This is a genomic window from Pauljensenia sp. UMB9872 (genome assembly GCF_030212665.1).
Taxonomy (GTDB): Bacteria; Actinomycetota; Actinomycetes; order Actinomycetales; family Actinomycetaceae; genus Pauljensenia; species Pauljensenia turicensis_B.
Window position 1 is genome coordinate 1 of record NZ_JASOER010000022.1, and the last position, 25,303, is coordinate 25,303.

The window sequence follows — 25,303 nt, forward strand, 5'->3', positions numbered from 1 at the left end:
GCATATATTTTCATCGTTAACCCAGTTCAGGGCCCATAAATCGAGAGATTCACACACACATTTTGTCGTTTAACCCGTTTTTGTTTATCTGCCACCGGGCACTGACAGGATCGCGACTAGATGGTGATCCCGACCTCGTACCCTGGGCGAATGTGGAGCGCACTGAGGTAAATGTGAGCGAAAAATACCCACTTTCGACGTTCATAATTCGAGTGCGCGCCTATCTTTACGTAAACTGGTTCGGTGCGCACGCACAATCGGACGATGGTCCGAAATGAACGTCAGGAGTATCTGTGTCCCTCATTGACAAGATTCTGCGAGCCGGCGAAGGCCGTACGCTCAAGAAGTTTGATCAGCTCGCCACCCAGGTTGATGCGTTGCAAGAAGACTTCGAAGCACTCACGGACGAAGAACTCCAGGCAAAAACCGCTGAATTTAAGGCCCGTCTTGAAGAGGGCGAAACCCTTGACGACCTCCTAGTTGAAGCTTTCGCAACAGTCCGCGAAGCATCTTGGCGCATCCTGCGTATGCGTCCCTTCCACGTCCAGGTCATGGGTGGCATCGCACTGCACAAGGGCAACATTGCCGAAATGAAGACCGGTGAAGGCAAGACCCTCGTCGCCACTATGCCCGCATACCTGCGCGCACTCACCGGCAAGGGCGTCCACGTCGTTACGGTCAACGACTACCTGGCAAAATACCAGTCGGACATCATGGCTCGCGTCTACAACTTCCTCGGCCTGACCACCGGCTGTGTACTGGTCGGACAGAAGCCTGCAGAACGCCGTAAGCAGTACGAAGCTGACATCACCTACGGAACCAACAACGAGTTTGGCTTCGACTACCTGCGCGACAACATGGCCTCCACCCTTGATGACATGGTTCAACGTGGCCACAACTACGTCATCGTCGACGAAGTTGACTCGATCCTCATTGATGAGGCTCGTACGCCACTCATTATTTCGGGCCCAGCCTCGGGCGACGTCAACCACTGGTATATGGAATTCGCTCGCATTGCACGCATGCTTGAGCGCGACGTCGACTACGAAGTTGATGAAAAGAAGAAGACCATCGGTGTTCTCGAAGCAGGTATTGACCACGTCGAAGACCAGCTCGGCGTCGAAAACCTGTACGAGGCAGCAAATACTCCACTGATCGGCTTCCTAAACAACTCGATCCGCGCCAAGGAACTCTTCCACAAAGACAAGGACTACATTGTCACCGACGGTGAAGTTCTGATCGTTGACGAGCACACCGGCCGTGTCCTTCCGGGGCGTCGCTACAACGACGGTATGCACCAGGCAATCGAGGCCAAGGAAGGCGTCGAAATCCAGGCTGAAAACCAAACCCTGGCAACGATCACCCTGCAGAACTACTTCCGCCTCTACCCGGAAGGCTCCCGCGCTGGCATGACCGGTACGGCAGAAACAGAAGCAGCGGAATTCGCCTCCACCTACAAGATCGGTGTTATCCCGATCCCGACAAACAAGCCGATGATCCGCAAGGATCAGCCGGACTTCGTTTTCCCATCTGAAGCTGGCAAGCTCAAGGCAATCATTGAAGATATCGCTGAGCGCCACGAAAAGGGACAGCCGGTCTTGGTGGGTACCGCTTCGGTTGAAAAGTCCGAACTGCTGTCCCAGTTGCTCAAGCAACGACACATTCCGCACCAGGTCCTGAACGCAAAGCAGCACGCGCGCGAAGCTGCCGTTGTCGCAATGGCCGGTCGCAAGGGTGCTGTCACGGTGGCAACCAATATGGCTGGTCGAGGCACCGACATTATGCTCGGTGGTAACTCCGAGTTCATCGCTCAGGCAAACCTCGCGGCCAAGGGGCTTGACCCGAAGGAAAACGCTGACGAGTACCGTGCGGCGTGGCCGATCGCCCTTGAAGAAGCAGATGCGGCCGTCCAGGCAGAACGCGAAGAGGTCCGTGAGCTTGGTGGCCTGTACGTTCTGGGTTCAGAACGCCACGAATCGCGTCGCATCGACAATCAGCTCCGCGGTCGTTCCGGACGTCAGGGTGACCCCGGCGAATCGCGCTTCTACCTGTCCATGGAAGACGACCTGATGCGCCTGTTCAACTCGGGTATGGCGCAACGTATCATGGCCTCGGGCGCATACCCCGAAGACCTGCCACTGGAAAACAAGCTTGTTTCACGTTCGATCGCATCAGCGCAGCACCAGGTTGAAGCGCGCAACTTCGAAATTCGAAAGAACGTTCTGAAGTACGACGACGTGATGACCAGTCAGCGTGAACTGATCTACGATGAGCGCCGTCGTGTCCTCGAAGGCGAAGACCTCGAGCCCCAGATGAAGAGCTTCATGCGTTCACTGGTCACTGGAATTATCGATGAAAAGACCGGTGGTATCAGCCCCGCCGAATGGGACCTTGACGTTCTCTGGGATACGTTGCGTGGCTACTACCCGCCGTCAGTGACCTATCAGGAAGTCGAAGAAGAACACGGTGGGGCAGGTTCACTGGTTCGTGAAGACTTGGTCGAAGAAATCTACGGTGACATTACCGCTGTCTACGAGGATGCGGAAGACGCTCTGAAGGCCAATCCGCTTGCTCGCGGTCAGCTTGGTGAAGAACCGATGCGCGACCTTGAACGTCGTGTTGTTGTCGCGACCGTTGACCGTCTCTGGCGTGAGCACCTCTACGAAATGGATTACCTCAAGGAAGGTATCGGCTTGCGTGCCATGGGTCAGCGTGACCCGCTCGTCGAATACAAAGACGAGGGTGCTCAGATGTTCCAATCCATGATGGAGCGCATCAAGGAAGAATCGGTCCAGCAGGTCTTCTCTGTTTCCCACCAGTTCGAGCGCGCTTTCGAACAGGCAAAGGAACAGGGCCTCTTCAAGGATGATGAATCTGCGAAGGAATCGGCAGAAGAACCGGCCACCCAGGCCGAGTCTGCTGATGCACCTGCTCCGGCCAGCCCCGTTGCCGCTGCTAAGGCGCAGGTTATCATCGGCGAAGCTCAGCGCCTCAACCAGGCGAAGCTCAGCTACTCATCGTCCGATGGGACGACAACGCAGGGTGGGGCAACCTCGTCTGCCACGTCATCGAATCGTGCTCAGCGTCGCGCGTCGGCAAAGAAAGCACGTCGAAAATAAGCGCTGGCTCTCACCTTGATGATTATCTCAGAAGGCGACGATAAAAAACGAAAACTGCTCCCCAGAGGAACATCGTCATTGATGTTTTCTGGGGAGCAGTTCGTTTACTTCAATCGCTGTGAATGTCTAAGCGATTTCAAGAGCGGTCGTCATCCAGCGACCTTTGAACTCTTGTAGGCGCAGTGCCACCGCATAGCATCGCGCAGCACCGCGAATAACGACGGACGCTTCAACTTTTCCGGGGCTGGGCTCGCTTGCTCGCCACGTGACGGGGATACACGCTGTTCGGGTTTCTTCGTCGCCTTCTTCCCGGAAACTCAGGTGTTTGAAAGCGTTGAAAAGTTGCGGAAGCATCCAGCGCTCCAGCTGACGTTTGTCCCTGAGGTCAAGGACCGCCTCGATAGCTGCGCGGGCAAAACCTGCAGCCCACGGTCCCACGTCAGGAAGTGTGTCGGGATAGTGCCCGTAGGGAGTAGCCCGAGATTCGAGCCATGTCCGAGTGTCAGCTTGTTGCTTCGGAGGAACGTCGATTGTGAGGTCCCAGCGAAACATGCGACGTTCGGGCATGTACGGGAAGGAAGCTGGCATCGTTGCCATTGGTATAGCTCCTCTTATCTTGAGATTCTCAGTGTGTTTGACTGTGTTCATCGTCCGTCATGTAGACATGAAGGGCTGATTGTGTACCGCTGTATTTGCTACTCCCTTCTTTGCGATGGGGATGTGGTGCGTGCGTTAAAAAGTGGCATCGAATAAGGTGCAATATTGCGACGCACCGATATAGGTTTTTGTGTAAAGGTTGTTTATGAGTTATGAGTGTGCGGTCTGTGGGTGGATGCTGTCAATAGATTTCAAACCCTGTGGATAACTTTTTACCCCTGAATGATTTTCAACTGTTCTTCGTAACGACAAAAGCCCTAGAAGAGTTAAAAAATGGCGTTTTTTCAAAGAAAAATGATGAGTTTGAAGCGGCGCATCATCGCCTCATCAGCGTTATAGTGCTCGTATGTGTTGTGAAGAGAGGAAGCTATTTGCTTCAACGCGCTCAATGACAAGCAAGACACAAAGGTAAGTGTGGAACACTGAAGCTATGCGCGTATATTTCCCCGCTCTATCGTCTGATCTTGGCGAAGAACAGATCTCTTTGCGACAGGCCTTCGTAGCCGTTCCTTCCCCAGACATGGGGTGTGAGGACGTTGAGGTGCTTGAAGATGATGCGCAGGTCGAGGCCGCGTTGGCTTCGCTGATTCTTCTGCGCGATGCCCCAACGCATGCATATGCGCGTATTGTGCTTGCAACTGACATTCAAACGGACTCAGTGCCTTCTGGAACCGGAGTGCTTGAAGTCAACAATGTTCGGTGTGATTGGAACGATGTCGTTGCGATTCTTGCCGATGACGGTGAAACATCGGAGCAGGTTCGGCGCGTGATAGAAGCCGATGATCAAGACCAGGCAGACCACGCGATTAGTGATCTCTGGGAGTTTCCTCTGCAGTGGTTTGATGTGTCGGAACGAGATGCGCTACGCGAGATTCTGAAGTAGAAATCTGTATTCACTGATCCCTGATGCATCGTGTGGGGGCTAGCGTTAATCACGCTAGCCCCCCACACAATGAAGCAAAGCATTTCCCTTCCTCCCTGACAAACCGTCTATTGAAATGGAAAGGGATAATGTGTCGCCTGGAATCAGAAGTCGATCGACAAGCTTGAACCACCGTTTGCTTTGGGGCGAACATGGATCTGATCGCTGATCTGCTTTGCCATCTCTTCGACGTGGCTGATGACACCAACGGTTCGACCAGTCTGGCGCAACGCATGCAGGTGTTGCATGACGACATCACGCGTATCGGAGTCCAATGAGCCGAATCCTTCATCGATGAACATCGATTTGATTTCCGTGCCCCCCGATTCAGCAGTGACAATGTCAACCAATCCCAACGCCAGTGCGAGAGAGGTATAGAACGTTTCGCCACCGGACAGCGTTTGGGTCTTGCGAATGCGGTCTGTTTCCAGATCGTGAATTGCCAACCCCAACCCAGACTTCTTTGAACGAGTGCCATCTTCTGGCCTGCAGATCAGTTGGTAGCGACCACCGGAGAATGCGCTGAGACGAGGATTCGTTGCATCCAAAACCTCATTGAGACGCGACACTAGCACCCATGACGATAGGGGAGTCGAACTGAGATTGAGAGAGCCACCGTTGACGATATTCGCAAGACGCTGGTACGGAGCAACTGCTTCTCGGACACGGTTGAGCTCTGACACGGCGCTCTTAAAGTGCGTGTGAGCATCGTCAATCTGCCCCACAAGAGCACTGAGCTGACCACAGCGGTGTTGCATGGCATCGCGCGCAGCCGTCGCATTGGTATCCGCTTCTTCCAAGGCCGCCGTAGATTGCACACTTCGATCAGCAACAGTGGCAAGACGCTTGTCCAGGAGTTGGTTTCGCGTCATCTGAAGATCACTCTGATGGGAGTCAATCTGCTCCTTTAATGCACGGAGCTCTTCGCCAACGATGAAATGTGAATCAACGAAAGCGAGGGCTTCCTCGATGGAAGCGCAAGGCGAATCAGTGAGAGCCTGCGTCAGCGCATTCGTTGTAGTTTCAAGGCGCGCATAGCTTTGATTCCACTCTTGGAGGTGCTTGTGATGCGTGCGAGCGTCAGTCAAAGAATCGCTGACATTCGCCAGATGCGCTTCGATTGATTCAAAGGTTCCACGGCCTTCTTCACACTGAGCCTGCTTCGTATCGATTGATTGGGCAAGCGAAGAGTGTTGTGTCTGTGCCTTGCCAATTTCAACCTTGGTTTCAGCGAGCTCGTCTTTCACACGGCTCATGTTCTGCTCAAGTTCGGCCAGAGCCTGATCAAGTTCCTTGATCGTTTGAGACAACGCTGAATGCTTGTCGATTCTTTCTTGCGCATTCTTGATTTCGAGTTCCAACGAAGCTTTATCCGCACGAGCAATTGTGTTTCCGCTGGCTATGGCTTGGTTGGTCTGAGCGTGAAGCATCATTGCTTCGTTCAATTCCTGTTCTGCTTTCGAACGCGCCTGATCGACAGCATCAAGGTCTTCGAGGGTGACAGCATCCGGCTGGTCGATACGTGCCGGAGCTGGATGCTCCACCGAACCACAAACAGGGCAGGGCTTGCCGTCTTCAAGCTGGGTGGCAAGACTGCCACTGACATGATCTATCCAACGCGTATGTGCTTGGCGGGAAGCGATGTTAGCTTCTTGCGCCCGGCGGCGAGCAGTTTGAATATTCTTAGCCCTGACCTTGAGAGTTTCGATATGCTCAGCGACTTCACATGCAGCCTGGTAACGCGGTTGTAAGAGCGCCATGTCGCGTTCGCCTGTTGCGAAGAGCTCCAAGTCTTTCACCATGTTTTCGCGTCCTTCAAGGGCGCTTTCACGCATTTTGGGAAGCTGGGAAAGCTGCTCTTCAAGCTGGGTGCGTTTCTGGGTGAGTACAGCAATTGAGGCTGTTAATGCCTTGTGTTCTTCGCGTTCATTACTGAGTTCTTGCTCGAGTGACGTGAGGTTCTCAAGAGTTGCTTTCTTGGCACTGAGAGTTTCCACAATGGTGCTGAGTTCTTCTAAAAGCCCATCAACCGTGTCAGAAGAAAGAGAATCTTCCTCAATATGCGAAAGGGTTATAAACCGTGAGCGAAGCTGACGATGCGCAGTGAGAAGCTCGGCATTTTTAACTGACATATAATCGCGAGCGTCGGTGAATTGACGGACCGGCCCAGAGAGCGAGGAAGCAATAAGAGCATCGGAATGACGCTTCTTGTACTGATCAATGACCACAGTGTGCTCCATCAGCATCTCCAAGTGAGATTGGAGTTCCATGCGTTCTTCAACCAAGGAGTTCAAGACGCGGGTAGCTTCGAGCTCGCGGTGACATGCTTCGGCTACATCGATCAACCCAGGGAGCTTGGCTTCTTCTTCATCGCATACGCGATGAGCGCTCTGGACGAGAGTGATCGCCAGCGTCGATGCCTGGTGTGAATCGGGGTCAAGAGGATCGACATCCGCAAATGATGAGGCGGAATCCTGTGAAGCTAAGAAAGGAGAATCATGGGAAGAATCAGCATCTGCGGCCCGAATGAAGTCCTGAAGGTGTCCTTCCAGGCTCTCCAGATCGCTGAAACGACGGGTGACCTCGCGTTCTGCCTCTACTACGTCATCTGAATGTTGTTTTGATATTTCAGCAAGCTTCTTTTGGAAGGTCGTAAAAAGATGAGTGTTGAAAATATCTTTCAGAAGCGCTTCCCGTTGCTCCGACTTTGCCATCAAGAAATCAGCGAACTTTCCTTGAGGAAGAACGACGGTTTGAACGAACTGGTCTTTTGTCAGACCAACCGCTTGCGTGATCCACTGATTCATTTCGGCGGCGTTACGACCGACGGGATCCCCATCAACGTAGGCAAAATGACCATCGGCTGATTCGACGGGGCGTACCTGAATCAACGTCAACTGTCCGTTACGCGCAGTCTTATTGCCCTCGGGGATATACGTGGGTTCTCGGTAGACCTTGAAGAAGCCTTCGGAGACTTCAAAGACTAGTTCGACATAGGATTTCGCTTTGGCTGGAACATGGTCAGAACGCAAGCGGTCCTTCGTTGAGTCGCTTCCGCGTGCAACAATTCCGTACAACGCAAATGTAATCGCATCAAGAATTGTTGATTTTCCAGCCCCGGTGGGTCCTTCAAGCAGGAACAAACCGGAGTCGTCGAATCGGGTGAAATCGATCGTTTCCTTTCCAGAGAAAGGGCCGATTCCTGCGAACTCTATACGAATCAGCTTCATATCAGGCCTGCTTCCTTACTTGTTCCCACGTGTCTTGGATGATGCCTCTCTCGGTGTCGGTTAGTTTTGCTCCGCCTAAGAGCTCAAAAAACTCGAGAGAGATTTCAGTATCGCTACGAGACGAAACCGCAGATACTCCCGTGTGAGACGGCGGAGTAAGCGATGACTCGTGCTGGATGATCAACGCGTACGGATAGATTGTTTTCAACCGTGGGATCATACGATCGGGTCGAAGATCATCGGTCACCGTGATGGAGCAATAGGATGCTTGATTATTCGGGTCAGGGTCGGTGATCAGCTGATCCATCGTTCCGCGTAGGACAGCAATCGGACGATGAACAGGAATATCAATCGGTTGCGGGTGAAGGTATCCCGCTTCGTCCACTGCTTCGGTGTCCAGCAAGTACACGCGCTTGTTCACCTGATATTCCGAGAAAGAATATGCGACCGGCGAACCCGAATAGAACACGGGAACAAGGGTTCGGGAAATCTGTTGGGGACGGTGCAGGTGCCCTGCTGCGACGTATGCAAGGTGTGCCACCGGTGCGTTTTTCCCGCCAAGCGTGTCAAAGATTCCCGCCGGCACATGGGCAACGCCACCGACTTCGATATTGCGCTCTGAATCCGATGCGCTACCGCCGGTGATAAACGCATGAGGCATCGCAATCGCCGGACGCACATCACCCTGAACGCGGCGTTGACACAGATCGTCATGGATTCGACGCAGCGCTGCCCCCATTACGGCTTCGTGTGAGCGCGCCAGGGGAACAGGCAGTGAGGTTTCTTCATTGATCTCTTGATCGGACAGGATCTGACGAACAAGGTCAGGTTCAAGATAAGGCACGGGATAGATCAACGCACCGTCGTCGACGGTGCCGCATTCAATCGCAGTGCCGATTCGTTCCGGTTCAGTTGCTATGACAAGTGAATCGCTGAGAAGATCAGAGAACATTCCCAAACGAATGGGGCCATCGTGATTCCCGGACGTCAGAATAATGCGCGTATGACCAGCCAAATCGGTCAAGTAGCGGGACAGCTGGCGTACTGCGTGAACCGGTGGAACGCTACGGTCAAAAACATCGCCACTAATCAGAACAACATCGATTTCGCGCTGGATAACCAGTTCCTTTAACCAGGTAAAGAAGGCGTCAATGGAGTCAGAGAGGGACTCGCCGTGAAGCGTGCGCCCAACGTGCCAATCCGATGTGTGAAGAATCTGCATGCTTCTAGTGTGAGGCATACCGTGTACAAACCGAATTGCACTCTCGACGGATTAGTCCTTTGGCCAGTGGAAATGATCAAGAATCTGGTCGTGAAGCACACCGTTTGATGCGAGTGCGTTCGCTCCCCAGGGGCCTGCTACTCCGGACAAAGAGGTAAAGCGCCCACCTGCTTCAGTCACAATTGGCACCAGCGCGGCCATGTCATAAAGCTCAAGCTCAGGTTCACAAGCGACGTCAACAGCGCCGGTGGCGACCAGCATGTAGCTGAAGAAATCACCGTAGGCGCGCGTGCGCCAAACGTGAGCCTGCAAATCAATGAACTCGTCGATCCGCCCAGCTTGCTGCCAACCCGTCAGCGACGAATACGATAGCGACGCCTCCGACAGGGCGCTGACTTTGGAAACGTGCAGAGCATTTGGGGCATTTGAGCCAAACTGTTCCCATGCTCCGCCACCTTGGGATGCCCACCAGCGTCGTCCCAACGCAGGCGCCGACACAACACCGACAACAACATCGGAACCATCAACCAGTGCAATCAACGTCGCCCACACGGGGACATTGCGCACAAAGTTCTTCGTGCCATCAATCGGGTCAATGATCCAACGTCGCGTCCCCGCCCCAGACGAACCGCGTTCTTCTCCGTAGATCGCATCATCTGGGCGACGAGTCGCTAACGCAGTGCGGATCATGTCTTCGACGCCACGATCCGCGTCTGACACGGGCGTGAGATCAGGCTTTGACTCAACAACAAGGTCGGATGCTTGAAAGCGTGCCATTGTGATTTCATCAGCGCGATCAGCAAGATCCAATGCTATTTTCAGATCATCAGCGTAAAGAGACTCAGGCATATCTTCACCCTAGCGCGCATCGCGTGACGCTTGCTTTGCCGTGTTAACGGCATCAAGCAGGCGACGCGCTGACAGTGCCATAGCGTTGCGACGCGCAGAGTCTTCATGGCAGACAGCCTCAAACGGAGCCTCGCCACGCGCCCAAGCGTCGATTGCGCAACTCGGTTCGCCCTCCGCATGGGAACAGAGGGGGAGACACCACGAGGTTGCTTCTGCAACTTCCGGGAACACTCCCAGAACGTCTTCTTCGTCCACGTGCCCCAGGCCGAAAGAACGGACGCCGGGCGTGTCCATAATCCACCCGCCCTCGGGCAGTTCGAACGCTTCGGAGGAAGTGGAGGTATGGCGTCCCCGTCCCGTCACTTCATTGACGTGCCCGACACTGCGGTGAGCATCAGGAACCAGCGCATTGATCAGCGTTGACTTTCCGACACCCGAATGTCCGACAAGCACGGAGAAACGCCCCGCAAGCTCGCTCTTTAATGCCTCGAGCCCCTTAGTGGGAGTGGCCTTACCACCCTCAAACGCCTGCGTAACAATAATGCGGAAGCCAAACGGAGCATAGGTCGCAAGAAGCTCGCTTGGGACGCCAAGATCGGACTTTGTGAGGCAGAGGATGGGGGTCATTCCGGCTTCATATGCGGCCACCAAACACCGGTCAATCATGCCGGTTCGAGGTGGCGGATCGGCTAGCGCGACGACGATACACATGGTGTCCGCGTTTGCGACAATCGCCTTTTCTCCGCGTTGGTCGGGCGCATCTTCCAAGGACCGACGAAGGATGGAAGTGCGTTCTTCGACGGCGACAATTCGAGCCAGCGTATCGAGGCGTCCCGAAACGTCCCCAGTTACTCGCACGCGGTCACCCATGATTACCGATCCGCGCTTCAGCTCTTTGGCGCGAACAGCATTCAGAGTTGTCGCGTCGTCCATCCTGACGCGATATCGTCCACGATCAATAGCAATGACATGCCCGAGCGGTGAAGTAGACCAATCTGGGCGAATTTTTGTTCGTGGACGCTTTGACTTTCCTGCGCGAACTTTGACGCGCGGATCGTCGGTTCCAGTGTCACGCCTCAATGGAAGCCTCCTTGCTTGAAGCGACAAGCGATGCCCACATGGAAGGGAAGTCGGGCAATGTCTTTGATGTGCACGCGATATCGTCCAGCGTTGTTCCCGGAATTCCCAATCCTAGGATTGCCGCGAAGGTTGCCATTCGGTGGTCGGCATAAGCGTGGTGGAGCGCGGGCGTTGGAGTGGTGGGGGGAGTGATCGCCAGATAATCTGTCCCCTCATCGACCTGACAGCCACATGCCCGCAGTTCTGTTGCCAAAGCGGCTAGACGGTCAGTTTCATGACCTCGCAGATGACCGATACCTCGTAGAAGCGAAGGTGAATCAGCGAAAACGGTGAGCGCAGCAATCGTCGGCGTGAGTTCCCCGATGTCCGCCAGCTCCACGTCGATTCCGCGAATATGGCCGGCCTTCGCGCTCACAATCAGTGCGCCATCGTGCAGAGTAACGTCGGCTCCCAGCCGCGGAAGAATGTCGCGCCATGCGTCACCGGCCTGTGTCGTTTTGGCGGGCCAGTGGGGGATTGTCACCTTTCCGCCACACACCAGTGCGGCTGCGAGGAAAGGGCCAGCATTCGACAAGTCGGGTTCGATCGAATTGACGAGGCCGCGCGACCGTTCGTTGATGACATGCCATGAATGGAGCGTGGGGGTGCCTTCGTCTATTTCCTCGACATCGCATCCGTGAGCTCGCATGGTCTGACACGTCATTTCAATGTGGGGGAGCGAAACGACTTTACCGGGTGCACTGATCGTTACAGGATGGCTGAGCATGGGCGCAACCAACAGCAGCGATGACACGAATTGTGATGATGCGCAAGCGTCGACCGTGATTGCTGCTCCCGCCGGAAGCTGGAGCGGTCCCTGAATAGTGAAAGGCAGGAATCCTTTTTCGCCGTGGTAGGTGATCGTGGCACCACACTGCGCAAGAGCGTCCAGGAGTGGCTTGAGGGGGCGTAGACGAGCGCCCTCATCACCGTCGAAATGAGTGATCCGACTGCTGAGCGCAGCCAAGGGAGGGATAAAACGCATCACCGTGCCGGAAAGCCCACAATCGATGGAGATCTCATCGGTGCGCTCTGGCGCTTGAGGATCAAGAGGGACAACGTGCGCCGAGGTGCCGGAAAACTCAATGTCAGCGCCCAACAGTCGAAGGGCGTCCATGAACAATCGAGTATCCCGCGAATCAAGAACCCCAGTCAGTGAAGAAGGAGAATCAGCGGTCGCTGCAAGATAAAGCTCACGAGCCGACAGCGACTTCGAGCCTGGGATCTCAACAGTCGCATCTAACGTGCCCGATGCTACGGGCGCCTGCCATAAGCGGGAAGTCAAGCGGAAACCTTTGTCGCCAGAGCTTTCTCACGCTCAAGGGCACGGCGTGCCTGCCACTGATTGACTCGCCATGACACTGACGGGGCGCCCACGCGATCCGTGCTGGCCAGTGCATATGCCCCAGCGAGTGCGAAACGGGATGCCATTTCAGAGGTCATTTCACGGCGCTCAGCACGACTACGAGCAGTCCACAGCGGATGATTCACAAGAGCCATTGGAATCGAAATAGCCGCAAGAACCGTAGCGCTTGTCCGAGGAGCCTTACCAAGAGCAAAACATGTGGCTGCGCCCAGCGTCACGCCACCCAAAACCCGCGTTGCAACAGTCAGCTGCTCATCGGTGGGAGCGGCCTCGCCCGCTACCTTATCCATCAGCGGACGGACAACGTGAGCGCGCTCGACGTGTACTTCAGGCTCGCGCAGAGCTGAAATGCCATCGAGGATTGCGGGAAGCGCCAAAGCTGGTCTTGCACATGCACGAAGAAGATTCATGCCTCTATTGTCCGATGAAAAGCGGTTTTCGTGAGCCACAACGCGCTTGATTCTGGAATACAAACCCCGTCCGTAAACGTTCACAGACGTATGAACCACAAGATTTGGGTCTCCAACGCTTACCCTTAGAGTGATGACTACTTTCGACAACGCTTCTCGTCCCTGTGCAGAAGTGGAACTAGATCAGACATTCGTCCGCGATGCCATCCCGTACGAAAAAATGCTCTTCCGCGCAGCACTGCGACTGACAGGTAACAGAACAGACGCTGAAGACCTCGTACAAGAGACCTATCTTCGCGCATATGCGAAGTTCCATCAGTACGCCCAAGGCACCAATCTGAAAGCCTGGCTCTACCGGATACTGACGAACACGTTCATCTCCGAATACCGCAAAGCGCAACGTCGACCCAAACACTCGCCCAACGAAGACGTCGAAGACTGGCAGCTTATGCAAGCAGCTTCTCACGACTCAGTTGGTTTGGAATCGGCGGAAACCGAAGCTCTCGCTCGGATTCCGTCAACACAGATTCAAGAAGCATTACACAGCCTGAGCGACGAACAGCGAGCAGTCGTTGTACTCGCCGATGTTGAATCGCTCAGCTACAAAGAGATCGCCGACATACTCGACATTCCGATTGGGACCGTCATGTCGCGCCTCTCTAGAGGCCGAGCGAGCCTGCGCCGAACACTCGCAGACCTTGCCAAAGAATATGGAATTACAGGAGAGAACAATGAGTGAAGTTATCGGATGCGACGCGTTCCGAGAAGCGCTCTTCGCCCTGGTGGATTGTGAAGAATGCGAAGAACGCCGCTCGCTCATTGATACCGGAACAGTCGAAGGCCCCTGCGAACGCGAACGCCTTGCCTTGATCGCGCATGCTTCTGGATGCGAGCACTGCGCCCAAGAATTAGACCGTGAACGCAATGTGCGAACCGCGTTGCGACACTTCTTCGATGACGAGCCTCTTCCCGAAGGATTCGAAGCCCGTCTGCTCGCTCGCCTCTCATCGGTTCAGGTTGAAACAACATCTGTATATGTCGAAACGTCAGGGCAGTGACGTGTGTCGCTAGGGCGGTCAGTCTGTTGGCTTAACCGCTGTTTTTATGGGAAACTGTCAGGGTTGAATTCAAAACTTGAGGAGATCAACATGTCGAAGAGGGGCCGCAAGCGTCGCGATCGTAAGAAGCACGGTGCGAACCACGGCAAGCGTCCAAACGCATGAGCCGTCTTTAACGCAATGCCCGGAGGCGCAAGCCTCCGGGCATTTTGTTTTATCAGTTTCCTTCGCATTACTCGCGAGGCGTCGCACCCGTCCATTCGTACCACCCTGAATGCAGTACGAGCCACGCCATCAAGGCGTATCCGGACTGGCCGGGAAGAGTCAGCCCTGAATCCGTTCGCGCCCTCGAGGCTGCCATGTCTTCAAACCATTGATCGTGCGCAACAAGGGGAGTGTACGTATCAACGTAAGGAAGGCCTCGGCGCTGGCATACTTCACCCATCGAACGGGAAAGCTGAGCAACCGACGAAGAATCGCTCCCGGCAAGAGGTGGAGGTCCGACCACGAAGCAGGGGATCCCCAGCGAGGCGGCACGATCGGTGATATTCGCCAGATTCAAGCGCGAACGGGCTGAGCTTAAACCCGCTGAAATATCAGCGGTACCAACACCGACAATCAAACCGCGAGGTCCTTCGGCACCCAAGCGGAGCCCAACTTCCGATTCCCAACGCGCTGCCAGGCTATTCGTGGATTCCCCGGGAACGCCCAATGTCATCACCGTTGGAGCCGTTGCAAACTCTGATCGAGCAAGCACGCGACCAATCCAGCCGAGCGCTCGCGGGTCACCAGTTCCAGTGACCAGTTCGTCTCCGATAACGCAAAGTCTCATTGGGCTCCCTCGAGTCAGCGAGCAAATGCTGCTGCCATGAGTTCGGCGTTCTGCTGCTTGTGATCCGATGTTCGACCCGCTGCGGTTGTTGCCGATTCGGGGCGAGAGACAAGGCGAACAGGACGTTCAAACTCCATGAACATATTGAGTGCCAGGAACGGCCAGGGACCTTGGTTCTTCGGCTCATCCTGAACCCACATGATTTCCGTGTGCGGGTAGCGGGCAAGCTCTGAAGCAAGCTCCTGGGCGGGAAGCGGGTAGAGCTGTTCAAGACGAATGATCGCCGTTGAACGATCACCACGCGCTTCGCGTTCCTTAACAAGGTCATAGTAAATGCGTCCAGAACAGATCAAGACCCTGGTGACCTGCGTTGCATCAATCGACGGATCAACTTCACCGATGATTGGTCTAAAGGTCCCAGACGTGAAGTCTTTAACCTGAGAAGTTGCGGCGGCAAGACGGAGCAGTTGCTTGGGCGTGAAGGCAATCAGAGGCTTACGCGGGCGCCGATAGGCTTGCTGACGCAACATATGGAAGTGGTTAGCCGGAGTAGACGGCTGAACGATCCACATATTGTCCTGGGCAGCCAACTGCAGGTAACGCTCGATACGCGCCGACGAGTGGTCGGGACCCTGACCTTCGAAACCGTGGGGAAGCATCATCACCAGGGAAGAACGCTGGCCCCACTTCTGTTCGGCGGAGCACACGAACTCATCGATGACGGGCTGCGCGCCGTTCGCGAAGTCACCGAACTGTGCTTCCCAGACGGTCAGAGCATCGGGGCGTTCCACCGAATAACCGTAGTCGTATGCGAGCACCGCATACTCCGACAGGGGAGAGTCGAAGATATCGAACTTCGCCTGTGTTGGGGTCAGGAACTGAAGTGGTGTGAATTCACGGCCGTTCGTGTTGTCGTGAAGAACAGCGTGACGCTGGACGAAGGTCGCGCGACGTGCGTCTTCACCCGAGAAACGAACAGGCGTTCCCTCCATCAGCAATGTGCCAAGAGCCAGGAGTTCGCCGAATCCCCAGTCAATGGGACGCTTCCCGTAGGCCATTTCCTGGCGTCGTTCGCAGAGCTGAGCCATCTTCGGATGCGGGGTAAAGCCGGACGGGAAGGAAACGTGAGCGTCACCGATGCGACGGATTTCTTCCGTTGTTGTCGCTGACCGCCAGCCAATCATCATGCCGGAACCGGGCAACTGAGACTCGGGCATCAACCAGCCGGCGCTTTCCTTCTCAGCATCATCTTGCGGTGCCCACCCGTTTTCTCGGGTTTCGGACAGGATGTGCGAGAGCTCGTTCTCGTACGCGGTCGCCGAAGCGAGGGCCTCGTCTTCTGTCAGCTGGTGACGACCAACGAGGTTCCGCGTGTAAACGGTGCGTGTCGACGGGATCTTATTAATCAATCCGTACATGACGGGCTGGGTCATCGACGGGTCGTCGCCTTCGTTGTGGCCGCGACGGCGGTAGCAGACCATGTCGATGATGACGTCCTTGTGGAACGTATTGCGGTACTCGAAGGCGAGCGCTGCCATGCGGACAACAGCTTCCGGATCGTCGCCGTTCACATGGAGGATCGGTACTTGTAGGCCCTTGGCGAGGTCGGTGGGGTAGCGGGTCGACCGGCCAGATGTTGGCCCGGTTGTGAAGCCAATCTGGTTGTTCACGATCACGTGGATCGTGCCACCGGTCTTGTAACCGGTCAGCTGGCTCATATTGAAGGTTTCCTGGACAACGCCCTGGCCAATGAACGCGGCGTCGCCGTGAACCAGAACGGGGATAATTGGCAGGCTTTCATCGCCAAGCACTTCCTGCTTGGCGCGGACAATGCCTTCTAAGACGGCGTCGGCGGCCTCGAGGTGCGATGGGTTAGCACCCATGTACACCTTCGTTGCCACACCGTCTTCCAAGGTGTATACGCCCCAGGTTCCTAGGTGGTACTTCACGTCACCGGAGCCCTGAACCGACGAAGTATCTTGGTTTCCTTCAAACTCGGAGAAGATCTGCGCATAGGACTTGCCGGCAATATTCGCCAGAACATTCAGTCGGCCACGGTGCGCCATTCCGATCGCAACTTCGTGGATACCTCCTCGTGCCGATCGTGCAAGGATCTCATCAAGAAGCGGTATCAGTGACTCGCCACCTTCAAGGGAGAAACGCTTTTGTCCCATGAACTTGGTCTGAAGGAACTCTTCGAACGCTTCGGCGCGGATCAGCGTCGACAGAATTCGACGCTGTTCAACCGGAGTGGGAACTTCGTAGGGAAGTTCGATGCGATGCTGGACCCACTGTCGTTGCTCGGGATCCTGAATATGCATGTATTCAATGCCGACGCTACGCGTGTACGTGTCGGACAGCCGGGTCAGGATATCGCGTAGCAACATTTGCTGTTCGCCACCGAATCCACCGGTCGGGAAGGGACGATCGAGGTCCCATACGGACAGGCCGTACTGGGTGATATCCAAGTCGGGGTGGCGGCGCACGCGGTATGCCAACGGGTCCGTGTCTGCGGCAAGGTGACCGCGTGAGCGGAATGCGTGGATCAGCTCTGCGATGCGCGCGGGCTTCCCCTTCTCGCGCTCGACGTCGTACTCGTGGTCCGCTTCCCAGGCGTAGGGGTACTGGGGGATGTGAAGTGAAGAGAAAACGCGTTCGTAGAATCCATCCAGACCCGACAGCTTTTTATCGATGAGTGAGAGGAACTGGCCGGAGGCCGCCCCCTGAATAATGCGGTGGTCGTAGGTCGACGACATGAACATGGTCTTGCCGATGCCCATTGCTGCCAGCTTGCGCGGGGAAACTCCGCGGTATTCGGCGGGGTAGTCGGTCGCGCCAACACCGATAATGAGGCCCTGCCCCTTCATCAGGCGAGGAACAGATGTTGTTGTACCGATTGTTCCAGGGTTTGTCAGAGTGACGGTTGCCCCCTGGAAGTCGCCAGTACCAAGATCGCCTGTGCGCGCACGTTTGACCAGATCCTGATATGCGTCAACGAATTCCATGAAGGTCATGGTGTCTGCCTTATGGACGACCGGGACCATCAGAGAGCGCCCGCCGGAGGCGTTGGTGACGTCAATTGCTAAGCCGAATCCGACGTGGGCTAGACGGTGGATCGCGGCCTTGGTGCCTTCCATTTGATAGCGGACGTTCATCTCCGGCATTTCGCACAGAGCCTCGACCAAGGCGTAGCCAATCAGATGGGTGAAGGAAACCTTGCCACCAACGGTGCGCGCCAAGTGAGCGTTGATCAGAGCGCGATTTTCAATCAGGAGCTTCGCTGGCATCTGACGCTGTGACGTCGCAGTGGGAACAGAGATGGATTCATCCATGTTCTTCGCGGTTGCGCGCGCCACGCCCTTGAGGATTTGGAGCTCGTCTTCCTCGGCAAGATCAGTGTTGAGTGATGCGGCGGTGTGGCCGTGCATCTGACGTGTATAGGGAGACGTTGCTTCCATGATGCGCGCCGGAGGAGCCGGGGGCAGGTCAGAACGCGTCACGGACTCCACGTTCGTTTCCGGTGCGTCCGTTTCTGGTTCCTCGAACACAGATTCAGCTAAGACACGCGCTTTCGGCTGTGCGAAGTGTGACGTGGGGTGATCGTGGATCGACGAGGCCGCCGGCGGGAAAACCGCGGCCTGAACGGGGGCGGGGTGCGATACGGCCGGAGCGGCCTCGGCAATTGGCTGAGGAGCACGCAACTGAGGAGGAGCAGACTCGGTCGCAAAAAACGCGCGCCACGAGGGATCAACCGAAGTTGGATCCGCCTGATACGCGCGACGCATGGTGTCGACGTACCAATCATTTGCCTGCGGCTGTGCCCCGTTGTCAGTTGCCACGAGAATCTCCGTTCTGTTCAGCCGTGAACCCTACGGCACAGCATACGGATAGTCTGGGTCTTTGGGCCCGATTTTATAGAGATTGGACATAGCTTGAACGCGTCTTTGGGGAAAAGAAGAAGAAACTTTGGTGAAACTGGCAACAGAGTGGATATCGTGTGCTACACAGAGCCCAAATCGGTAAACTGAACGAGTTATGGACTCTGATTTACCATCGCGCAGTAAGGCCACGCAGTGATCGCAACTATTGCGATGCTCATGCTTGGCATCGTTCTGACAATCGGCACATTTATTTTCGTGTCTGCGGAGTTTTCGCTGGTCGCGCTCGATCAAGCGGTCGTTGAAAAGCGATTCCAAGCCGGCGACAAATCCGCCGGAGAAGTCCTAAAAGCAACGAAAACTCTGTCGACCCAGCTCTCTGGAGCCCAAGTTGGTATTACGCTGACCACGATTCTTCTCGGCTACACCACGCAGGCAACAATCGCTGACCTTCTTGAAACGGCACTCGGAAGTGCTGGTTTAGCCTTTGGGCTTGCCACGGGTATCGCCGCGATTGTGGCAGCAGTTTTCATTAACGCCGTATCAATGCTCTTTGGTGAGCTGGTTCCAAAGAACCTTGCACTCGCTCACCCCTTAAAAACCGCGGGTCTTGTCGTTCCCTTCCATATGTTTTTCACTGCGCTGATGAAGCCGATTATTATCGTTTTGAACGGGTCGGCGAACGCGGTGCTCAAACTGGTGAACATTGAGCCTCAGGAAGAGATCTCATCTGCTAGGTCAGCGTCTGAACTCGAAGCAATGGTTCGACACTCAGCCGAAGAAGGCACGATCGACACGTCGACCGCCTCGTTGTTGACGAACTCAATCCGCCTGTCCGAGTTCACCGCTGCCGACGTCATGACAGACCGCGGGTTGCTCCACTTCCTGCCGGACACCGCCGTCGCATCTGACGTTGTCGCCCTCTCACGAGAAACCGGGCACTCACGTTTTCCGATCGTCGGTGAGGATTTAGATGACATTATCGGCTTGGTTTCGTTGCGCCGTGCCATCGGAGTTCCTTTCGAACGCCGCGACGAGGTCCCCGTTGTGTCTGCTTCCCTGATGGCCGGCGTTCCATCGGTTCCCGAAACAGCCCCCATTGGTCCTCTGATGGTGCAATTGCGTGACGAAGGCCTGCAAATGGCAATCGTCGTTGATGAATACGGTGGGGTGGCAGGTGTTGTCACTTTGGAGGACGTCATCGAAGAAATCGTTGGTGAAGTGTCCGACGAGCATGATGGGCGTCGCCTCGGAATCCGTACCCGTGCCGACGGCGCTCTGCTGATCCCCGGAACCCTGCGCCCCGATGAGCTCTTCGAACGAACTCGGATCGCCCTTCCTGAAGACAACGCCTACGACACGATAGGCGGCCTCGTGATGGCCCAACTTGGACGCATCCCGATGGTTGGCGACCGCGCCACCGTGCACTCAGTGATCCTCGAAGTTGAACACATGCAGGGGCGACGCATTATGCAGATAGCGCTCTATGCGCCTGACCAGGAAGATGAACAACCGGAGGTTCAGCTATGAGCGCCGGCTGGGGTCTTGGAATCACCGTTATGCTGCTGGCAATGAACGCTTTCTTCGTCGCCGGAGAATTTGCGACGACATCGTCGCGTCGTTCGCAGATCGAACCTCTCTACGAAGAAAAGCGTCGCGGAAGCGCTCAGGCGATGTTCGCCCTTGAACACGTATCATTGATGCTCGCTATCTGTCAGCTGGGTGTCACGGTCGCATCAACAACCCTCGGCGTCGTCGCAGAACCGGCGATCGCGCACCTCGTGGAGCATCCGCTGGTTTCACTGGGCTTACCTGCTTCGTCGGCGCACGTCGTTGGTTTTATTGCCGCACTGATTATCGTGTTGTTCCTGCACGTAGTGTTCGGTGAGATGGTGCCGAAGAACGTGTCGATCGCAAACCCGGCACGACTCCTTCTGCTTCTTGCACCGCCTCTCGTGGCAATTGGACACGTTGTCAGACCGATTATCCAGGCTATGGATTCATTGGCGAACTGGTTCCTGTCACTTCGTGGAATTGAACCTAAATCTGAAATTGCAGCAACGTTTACAGCCGAAGAAGTGGCCTCCATCGTCAAATACTCGACCGCTGAAGGATCTTTGAGTGACGACCTTGGTCTGCTCTCGGGAACCTTGGAATTCTCGACCGAAACCGCTGGGTCAGCGATGGTTCCTTTGGGTGACTTGGTTACTTTGGAGTCCGATGTCACCCCCGACGAGGTTGAAAAAGAAGTCGCTCGAACGGGTTTTTCGCGCTTCCCGATCGTTGCTCAATCCGGTGAAATCGCTGGGTACATTCACCTGAAGGACGTACTCTATGCCGATGCCACGAATCGCACTCAACCGATTCCCGCCTGGCGTATCCGCAAGATGGAAACCGTTGCATCAACCGATGAAGTTGAAGACGCGCTCCGCGCAATGCAACGTTCGGGAACTCACTGTGCACTGGTGAAAAACCAAGCAGGAGAACGAATCGGCGTGCTCTTCCTTGAAGATGTTCTAGAAGAATTGGTTGGCGAGGTTCGTGACTCATTGCAACGCGATGTGATTACTCGCGACCGCGATGAGTTATGACTCCCACTTTCAACCAAACCTCTTTAACCGCCTGGCGATACGATGTAGGTTAGTAACCGTTGAACTCGGACACTCGCTTCGAGGGCAACCCCTGAAATCAGCAGATGAAAAGGAACTTTTAGCGTGCCTGAAGCTAAGATTGCATGTCCGTTGCCGTCACGTCGGCAGATTCATGGACATAGCGATCTGGACGCGTCTACGCCTCGCAAAAGACAATCCCACGTTACTCGTCGTGTAGCTCGTGGCGGTGTTCTTGCTGTGCTGTTGGCAACGACTGTAGCGATCCCGCTGTCGGGGTTTGTTGGCGCTCAGTCTTCTGTTGAACTTCCTGCGCGCGCACTTGGCATCAGTGCCGGTGACCAGTCCTGGGCAACGACAACGGTCGCCGCGCAATCGCAGGCCCTTGAAGGATCCGTCACCGCAGCATCTCGCACACGCGTTCGCGCACCTCTGACTCTCAATAGATGCTTGCCCTCTGCCCAGACAGCCGCGGGCAATCGAGATGTCCAGGTTCGATCCTCGGAAATCTACTGGCCAATGCCACCAGGAACGTTCGAGATCACGTCGCCCTTCTCGATGCGCGTTTCCCCGATTTCTGGCCAGCTACTGATGCACGAAGGCATCGATATGGCTGGTCCACTGGGGACTCCGCTACACGCCGTGTATGGCGGCGAGGTCGTCGAGGTCTCTGAAAACAGCCGTTCCGGTGCGTTGGTGAAGCTCAAGCATGTCCGTGAAGACGGAAGCATTTTCTATAGCGCGTATCTGCACCAGTACATGGATCAGATCAAGGTCCGTGTGGGCGACAGCGTAGAAGCGGGACAGGTAATCGGTGCCGTTGGAAACAACGGTTGGTCAACTGGTCCGCACCTTCACTTTGAAATCCATAACTCCAACGACGAGCCCATCGATCCCGAAGCATGGCTTAAAGAAGTTGGCGCAGTTTATCTCGGAGAGCAGGCTTGTTCATGATCCCGGTTTCTTCTCGCGTCGGGCCGATCATTCTTGCCCACAGGGGAGGCAACGAGGTCGCGCCTGAAAATTCGCTTGAGGCATTCGCTGATGCCCGTCAGCTCGGTATCCGCCACATTGAAACCGATGTTCATCTGACCGCTGATGGCAAGGTTGTTGTCCACCATGATCCGATGATCGATCGCGTGTACAACGGTTCTGGTCTGATTGCTCAGATGACTTGGGATGAGCTGAAGACGTACACGAACGATCACGGTGATCGTATTCCGTTGCTGTCCGAAGCTCTTGAGACCTTCCCGGATCTGTACTTCAACATCGATGCGAAGGTTCTAGGTGTTGAGGGGCCTCTGTTGGATGTTGTTCGTCAGGCTCATGCTGAGAATCGCGTTGTCCTGGCATCGTTTAACGAACGTCGGCTGAAGTGGCTCAGAGAGCAATCTCAGGGCCAGATTGCAACGTCGTTGGGTAGTCAATCCGTGGTGCGTTTGGTTGCGGCTGCAAAGAGCGCAACGAAGACGCGCACATGGCGGATTCCAGGTTCTCATCAGGGCGTTGTTGCCGCTCAGGTTCCGCTGTCCTTCGGCCCTGTGACCGTTGTGGATCGTCGTTTTGTTGCGGCGGCCCATTCGCATGGTTTAGCCGTCCACGTCTGGACGGTCGATGAGATTGACGATCTTAACCAGCTGATCGCTCTTGGAGTCGACGGCTTTGTGACCAATAAGCCGAAGTATCTGCGCGACTATCTGATCGATCGTGGATTATGGGAAGAGCTTCCTGCTCCAGGCGCGATGCGAGGGCAGCACCCGCGCGACTGAGTGTCGTGAGCAGAATGCACCCCATGCGTTTATGTGCATGCGGGTGCGTTTTCTTTTGCGCTACGAGGTGCGGGCTGGCGAATTTGGGCGTGTGAGGCGACATTTTGGGGTTTGCGTGGAGTGGCACCGTTTTGTTGTCTCGAATGATCTCAGAGAGTGCCAGCGAAGTTCTGTATGCCTGATCTGCTGTTGAAGTCGATGCTGACCCCATACTTACAAACACATTCGGGGTGTGCACCGTGCGGCGCACACCCCGAATCGTCTTTCAAGCTGACAGGTTATCGGTCAGCTGCAACGTGGTGGTGAGTGATTACGGGTTCACGTTTTCCAGCTTCCACGTCGTTGGCGAGCTTTACTCGCCACACCATCTGAGCGACGAGGAGCGCTACCAGTACCCAACCTGCGAGATGAGCGATCATGGATTCGGCAACGAAGATCAAAGCCATGGCAACCAATGTCGGAAGTAAGTCTTGGAATGCCTTCACAACGTATCCGGCGAAGGGGGGCATGTCGACGCCATCGGCGTCAGCAACTGACTTGACCATGAAGTTTGGACCATTGCCGATGTACGTCAATGCCCCGCAGAAGACGGCACCCAGCGAAATCGGAACCAAGTAGTACTCGGGGACACCCGCGATCAGGGTTCCATCGCCACCCAGCGACTTCGCCATTTCGAAGAAAGTCATGTAGGTCGGGGCGTTATCCAAGATCGAGGACAAGCCGCCCGTGAAGATAAAGAAGGTAACGCGGTTCAGGGGGAGGTGCGGTGCAACCTGCTCCAAGAAGCGCAGTGCCGGAGCCATCGTCGAGAAGATGCCGATGAACAGGGCTGCAACCTCAAGGATCGGGGCCCAAGTAAAGGCATTGTCTTCGTAGCGGATCTTCTTGGAGCCTGCAAAGTAAGAGATTGCTGCGGCGCTGAGCATGACGATCTCGCGCCACGGCACTAAGTCTGCTCCATGCGCGTGACCTTCAATGATCTCGTGAGCATTCCACGAGGGGATTTTGGCAACGGCGACGATGACAACGGCGAAAAGAACCAGGTTGAAAGCACCGCGCAGGCGCAACGGGGTGATCTGGGTATCGTCCCTGACGATTTCCTCCCGCGGTTCCGACGAGTAAAGCAGACGGTCGAGCGAGTAGTACATACCGAGCATCAGTACGAGTACGAACAACCATTCCTTCCAGAGCTGGAACGTCCAGGTGAAGGGGACACCGTTCAAGAAGCCTAGGAACAGTGGCGGGTCGCCGAGAGGTGTCAGTACACCACCGCAGTTAGCAACGATGAAGATTGTAAACAGCACGGTATGTACGCGGTGGGTACGCTCTTTATTCGTCGCAAGAAGAGGGCGAATCAGGAGCATCGCGGCGCCTGTCGTTCCAATGAAAGAGGCAAGCGCGCCACCGATTGCCAAGAAAACTGTGTTGTTCTTCGGGGTTGCGCGAATATCACCTTCAAGGTGGATACCGCCGGAGATGATGAAGAGCGAAAGAAGCAGGGCAATGAACTGAACGTATTCAACGCCGACGTCAATCAGCGCTTCATTTCCGATCATGTACACCATGAATACCAGCGTGGGTAGGCCTAGAACAAGGGCAACCAGAAGCTGGCTGGAGTTACGTTCCCACCATTTGTGTGTGGCGGGGATGATCGGGAAGAGTGCAATGGATGCAAGCATTGCTACGAACGGCAGAAGAGACCACCATTGGAAGGTCATCGGGATCCTTGTCGTCGATTACTAGGGACAGGCACATATTCGTGCGTACCATTTCAGCCTAACGTGAAACCGCAGTATCTTGCCGAAGATGTCCGTTTTTGACGATTGTTAACAATTTGCCCTGAACGTTCGTCCAGACGTTATTGTGGGGTTAATACCCAAGAATAGTTGCTTTAGGTCGGGCTTTTCGTTGCTGTATCACGGGAAAGTCGCTGTTATTGAGGTCTGGAGGCTGAAAGTCTTTGCTTGCTTGACAGGGGACTCGATATATCCATGGAGTGAAAACTCGTAGTTCCCGCGCTCGGCGATGCCCACTATGCGACCAGCCCATGAAGAAGAATGGCCACCACCCCTCCGGACGGCAACGCTGGTATTGCTCGATCTGTCGCTACAGCACAACGAGCACTGATCAACGCCAACAAAGAGCCAAACAATTTCACGAGTTTCTCTCCTACGTCACCGGCACCATGACGCGACGCCAGCTGATCACCACTTCACCGACCACCTGGGACCGTACCCACGCCTGGTGCTGGGACACCCGCCCG

At 55.3% G+C, this 25,303-nt stretch carries 21 protein-coding genes; 11 read left to right on the forward strand and 10 right to left on the reverse strand.

All coding sequences use genetic code 11. The features are described 5' to 3' along the window. Window positions 1-293: 293 nt before the first annotated feature. A complete protein-coding gene (gene secA, locus QP109_RS08205; protein ID WP_285024290.1) occupies window positions 294-3,119 on the forward strand; it encodes a preprotein translocase subunit SecA in 2,826 nt (941 codons plus the stop codon). Window positions 3,120-3,245: 126 nt separating this feature from the next. Here secA and QP109_RS08210 read toward each other — a convergent pair whose 3' ends face one another. Continuing rightward, complete coding sequence (locus QP109_RS08210) at window positions 3,246-3,716, reverse strand: Rv3235 family protein (protein WP_101628580.1); 471 nt, start codon at window positions 3,714-3,716, stop codon at window positions 3,246-3,248. Window positions 3,717-3,976: 260 nt separating this feature from the next. Here QP109_RS08210 and QP109_RS08215 point away from each other — a divergent pair, with 260 nt between their 5' ends. After that, entirely contained in the window at window positions 3,977-4,168 is a 192-nt protein-coding gene (locus tag QP109_RS08215) for a hypothetical protein (protein ID WP_285024291.1), read from the forward strand. 38 nt (window positions 4,169-4,206) lie between these two features. After that, window positions 4,207-4,659, forward strand: coding sequence for a DUF6912 family protein (locus QP109_RS08220; protein WP_285024292.1), 453 nt, complete (start codon window positions 4,207-4,209; stop codon window positions 4,657-4,659). A 143-nt stretch (window positions 4,660-4,802) separates the two neighbouring features. On the opposite strand, the gene QP109_RS08225 is transcribed toward QP109_RS08220, so the two are convergent. The 6 genes from QP109_RS08225 to QP109_RS08250 are packed head-to-tail and all read right to left on the reverse strand — an operon-like array spanning window position 4,803 to window position 12,894. Beyond that, window positions 4,803-7,928 (reverse strand): AAA family ATPase, encoded by a 3,126-nt coding sequence (locus tag QP109_RS08225; RefSeq protein WP_285024293.1) that lies wholly within the window; start codon window positions 7,926-7,928, stop codon window positions 4,803-4,805. Between the two features lies 1 nt (window position 7,929). Then, complete coding sequence (locus QP109_RS08230; protein ID WP_285024294.1) at window positions 7,930-9,150, reverse strand: exonuclease SbcCD subunit D; 1,221 nt, start codon at window positions 9,148-9,150, stop codon at window positions 7,930-7,932. A gap of 51 nt (window positions 9,151-9,201) precedes the next feature. Continuing rightward, window positions 9,202-9,999 carry a histidinol-phosphatase gene (hisN, locus tag QP109_RS08235; protein ID WP_285024295.1) on the reverse strand — a complete coding sequence of 266 codons (798 nt, stop codon included), beginning with the start codon at window positions 9,997-9,999 and terminating at the stop codon, window positions 9,202-9,204. 9 nt (window positions 10,000-10,008) lie between these two features. Beyond that, on the reverse strand, window positions 10,009-11,079 hold the full coding sequence (gene rsgA, locus QP109_RS08240; protein WP_285024297.1) for a ribosome small subunit-dependent GTPase A: 1,071 nt from the start codon (window positions 11,077-11,079) through the stop codon (window positions 10,009-10,011). Then, on the reverse strand, window positions 11,069-12,403 hold the full coding sequence (gene aroA, locus QP109_RS08245) for a 3-phosphoshikimate 1-carboxyvinyltransferase (RefSeq protein WP_285024298.1): 1,335 nt from the start codon (window positions 12,401-12,403) through the stop codon (window positions 11,069-11,071). Before aroA ends, rsgA begins: the two co-directional genes overlap by 11 nt. Next, window positions 12,400-12,894 carry a hypothetical protein gene (locus QP109_RS08250; protein WP_101627374.1) on the reverse strand — a complete coding sequence of 165 codons (495 nt, stop codon included), beginning with the start codon at window positions 12,892-12,894 and terminating at the stop codon, window positions 12,400-12,402. The genes aroA and QP109_RS08250 overlap by 4 nt, the downstream gene beginning before the upstream one ends. Before the next feature lie 133 nt (window positions 12,895-13,027). Between QP109_RS08250 and QP109_RS08255 the strand changes: the two genes are divergently transcribed. The 3 genes from QP109_RS08255 to QP109_RS09420 all read left to right on the forward strand — a co-directional run bounded on the left by QP109_RS08255 (window position 13,028) and on the right by QP109_RS09420 (window position 14,117). After that, the gene (locus QP109_RS08255; protein WP_101627373.1) at window positions 13,028-13,633 is read left to right on the forward strand and encodes a sigma-70 family RNA polymerase sigma factor; all 606 of its coding nucleotides are present in this window, start codon (window positions 13,028-13,030) and stop codon (window positions 13,631-13,633) included. After that, the gene (locus QP109_RS08260; protein ID WP_195224956.1) at window positions 13,626-13,952 is read left to right on the forward strand and encodes an anti-sigma factor family protein; all 327 of its coding nucleotides are present in this window, start codon (window positions 13,626-13,628) and stop codon (window positions 13,950-13,952) included. The genes QP109_RS08255 and QP109_RS08260 overlap by 8 nt, the downstream gene beginning before the upstream one ends. A 90-nt stretch (window positions 13,953-14,042) precedes the next feature. Beyond that, window positions 14,043-14,117: a 50S ribosomal protein bL37 gene (locus QP109_RS09420; protein WP_373273797.1), complete on the forward strand. Its 75-nt coding sequence runs from the start codon at window positions 14,043-14,045 to the stop codon at window positions 14,115-14,117. 67 nt (window positions 14,118-14,184) lie between these two features. Here the strand turns inward: QP109_RS09420 and QP109_RS08265 are convergent, their stop codons facing one another. Together QP109_RS08265 and QP109_RS08270 are read right to left on the reverse strand one after the other, a co-directional pair. Then, window positions 14,185-14,784, reverse strand: a complete 600-nt coding sequence (locus tag QP109_RS08265) for a GDSL-type esterase/lipase family protein (RefSeq protein ID WP_270771369.1) — start codon at window positions 14,782-14,784, stop codon at window positions 14,185-14,187. Between the two features lie 14 nt (window positions 14,785-14,798). Beyond that, window positions 14,799-18,623: a multifunctional oxoglutarate decarboxylase/oxoglutarate dehydrogenase thiamine pyrophosphate-binding subunit/dihydrolipoyllysine-residue succinyltransferase subunit gene (locus QP109_RS08270; RefSeq protein ID WP_502929292.1), complete on the reverse strand. Its 3,825-nt coding sequence runs from the start codon at window positions 18,621-18,623 to the stop codon at window positions 14,799-14,801. Between the two features lie 237 nt (window positions 18,624-18,860). Between QP109_RS08270 and QP109_RS08275 the strand changes: the two genes are divergently transcribed. From QP109_RS08275 to QP109_RS08290, 4 genes are all read left to right on the forward strand, one after another. Continuing rightward, window positions 18,861-20,192, forward strand: coding sequence for a hemolysin family protein (locus tag QP109_RS08275; RefSeq protein ID WP_285024305.1), 1,332 nt, complete (start codon window positions 18,861-18,863; stop codon window positions 20,190-20,192). Beyond that, window positions 20,189-21,253 carry a hemolysin family protein gene (locus QP109_RS08280; RefSeq protein ID WP_101627369.1) on the forward strand — a complete coding sequence of 355 codons (1,065 nt, stop codon included), beginning with the start codon at window positions 20,189-20,191 and terminating at the stop codon, window positions 21,251-21,253. Before QP109_RS08275 ends, QP109_RS08280 begins: the two co-directional genes overlap by 4 nt. A 123-nt stretch (window positions 21,254-21,376) precedes the next feature. Beyond that, window positions 21,377-22,225, forward strand: coding sequence for a M23 family metallopeptidase (locus QP109_RS08285; RefSeq protein WP_285024300.1), 849 nt, complete (start codon window positions 21,377-21,379; stop codon window positions 22,223-22,225). Continuing rightward, window positions 22,222-23,040, forward strand: coding sequence for a glycerophosphodiester phosphodiesterase family protein (locus QP109_RS08290; protein ID WP_285024302.1), 819 nt, complete (start codon window positions 22,222-22,224; stop codon window positions 23,038-23,040). Before QP109_RS08285 ends, QP109_RS08290 begins: the two co-directional genes overlap by 4 nt. Before the next feature lie 278 nt (window positions 23,041-23,318). Here QP109_RS08290 and QP109_RS08295 read toward each other — a convergent pair whose 3' ends face one another. Continuing rightward, a complete protein-coding gene (locus QP109_RS08295) occupies window positions 23,319-24,758 on the reverse strand; it encodes a sodium:proton antiporter (protein WP_101627367.1) in 1,440 nt (479 codons plus the stop codon). Window positions 24,759-25,036: 278 nt separating this feature from the next. Here QP109_RS08295 and QP109_RS08300 point away from each other — a divergent pair. Next, window positions 25,037-25,303: IS1/IS1595 family N-terminal zinc-binding domain-containing protein (locus tag QP109_RS08300; protein WP_502929293.1), on the forward strand; the 267-nt coding region annotated here is incomplete at its 3' end.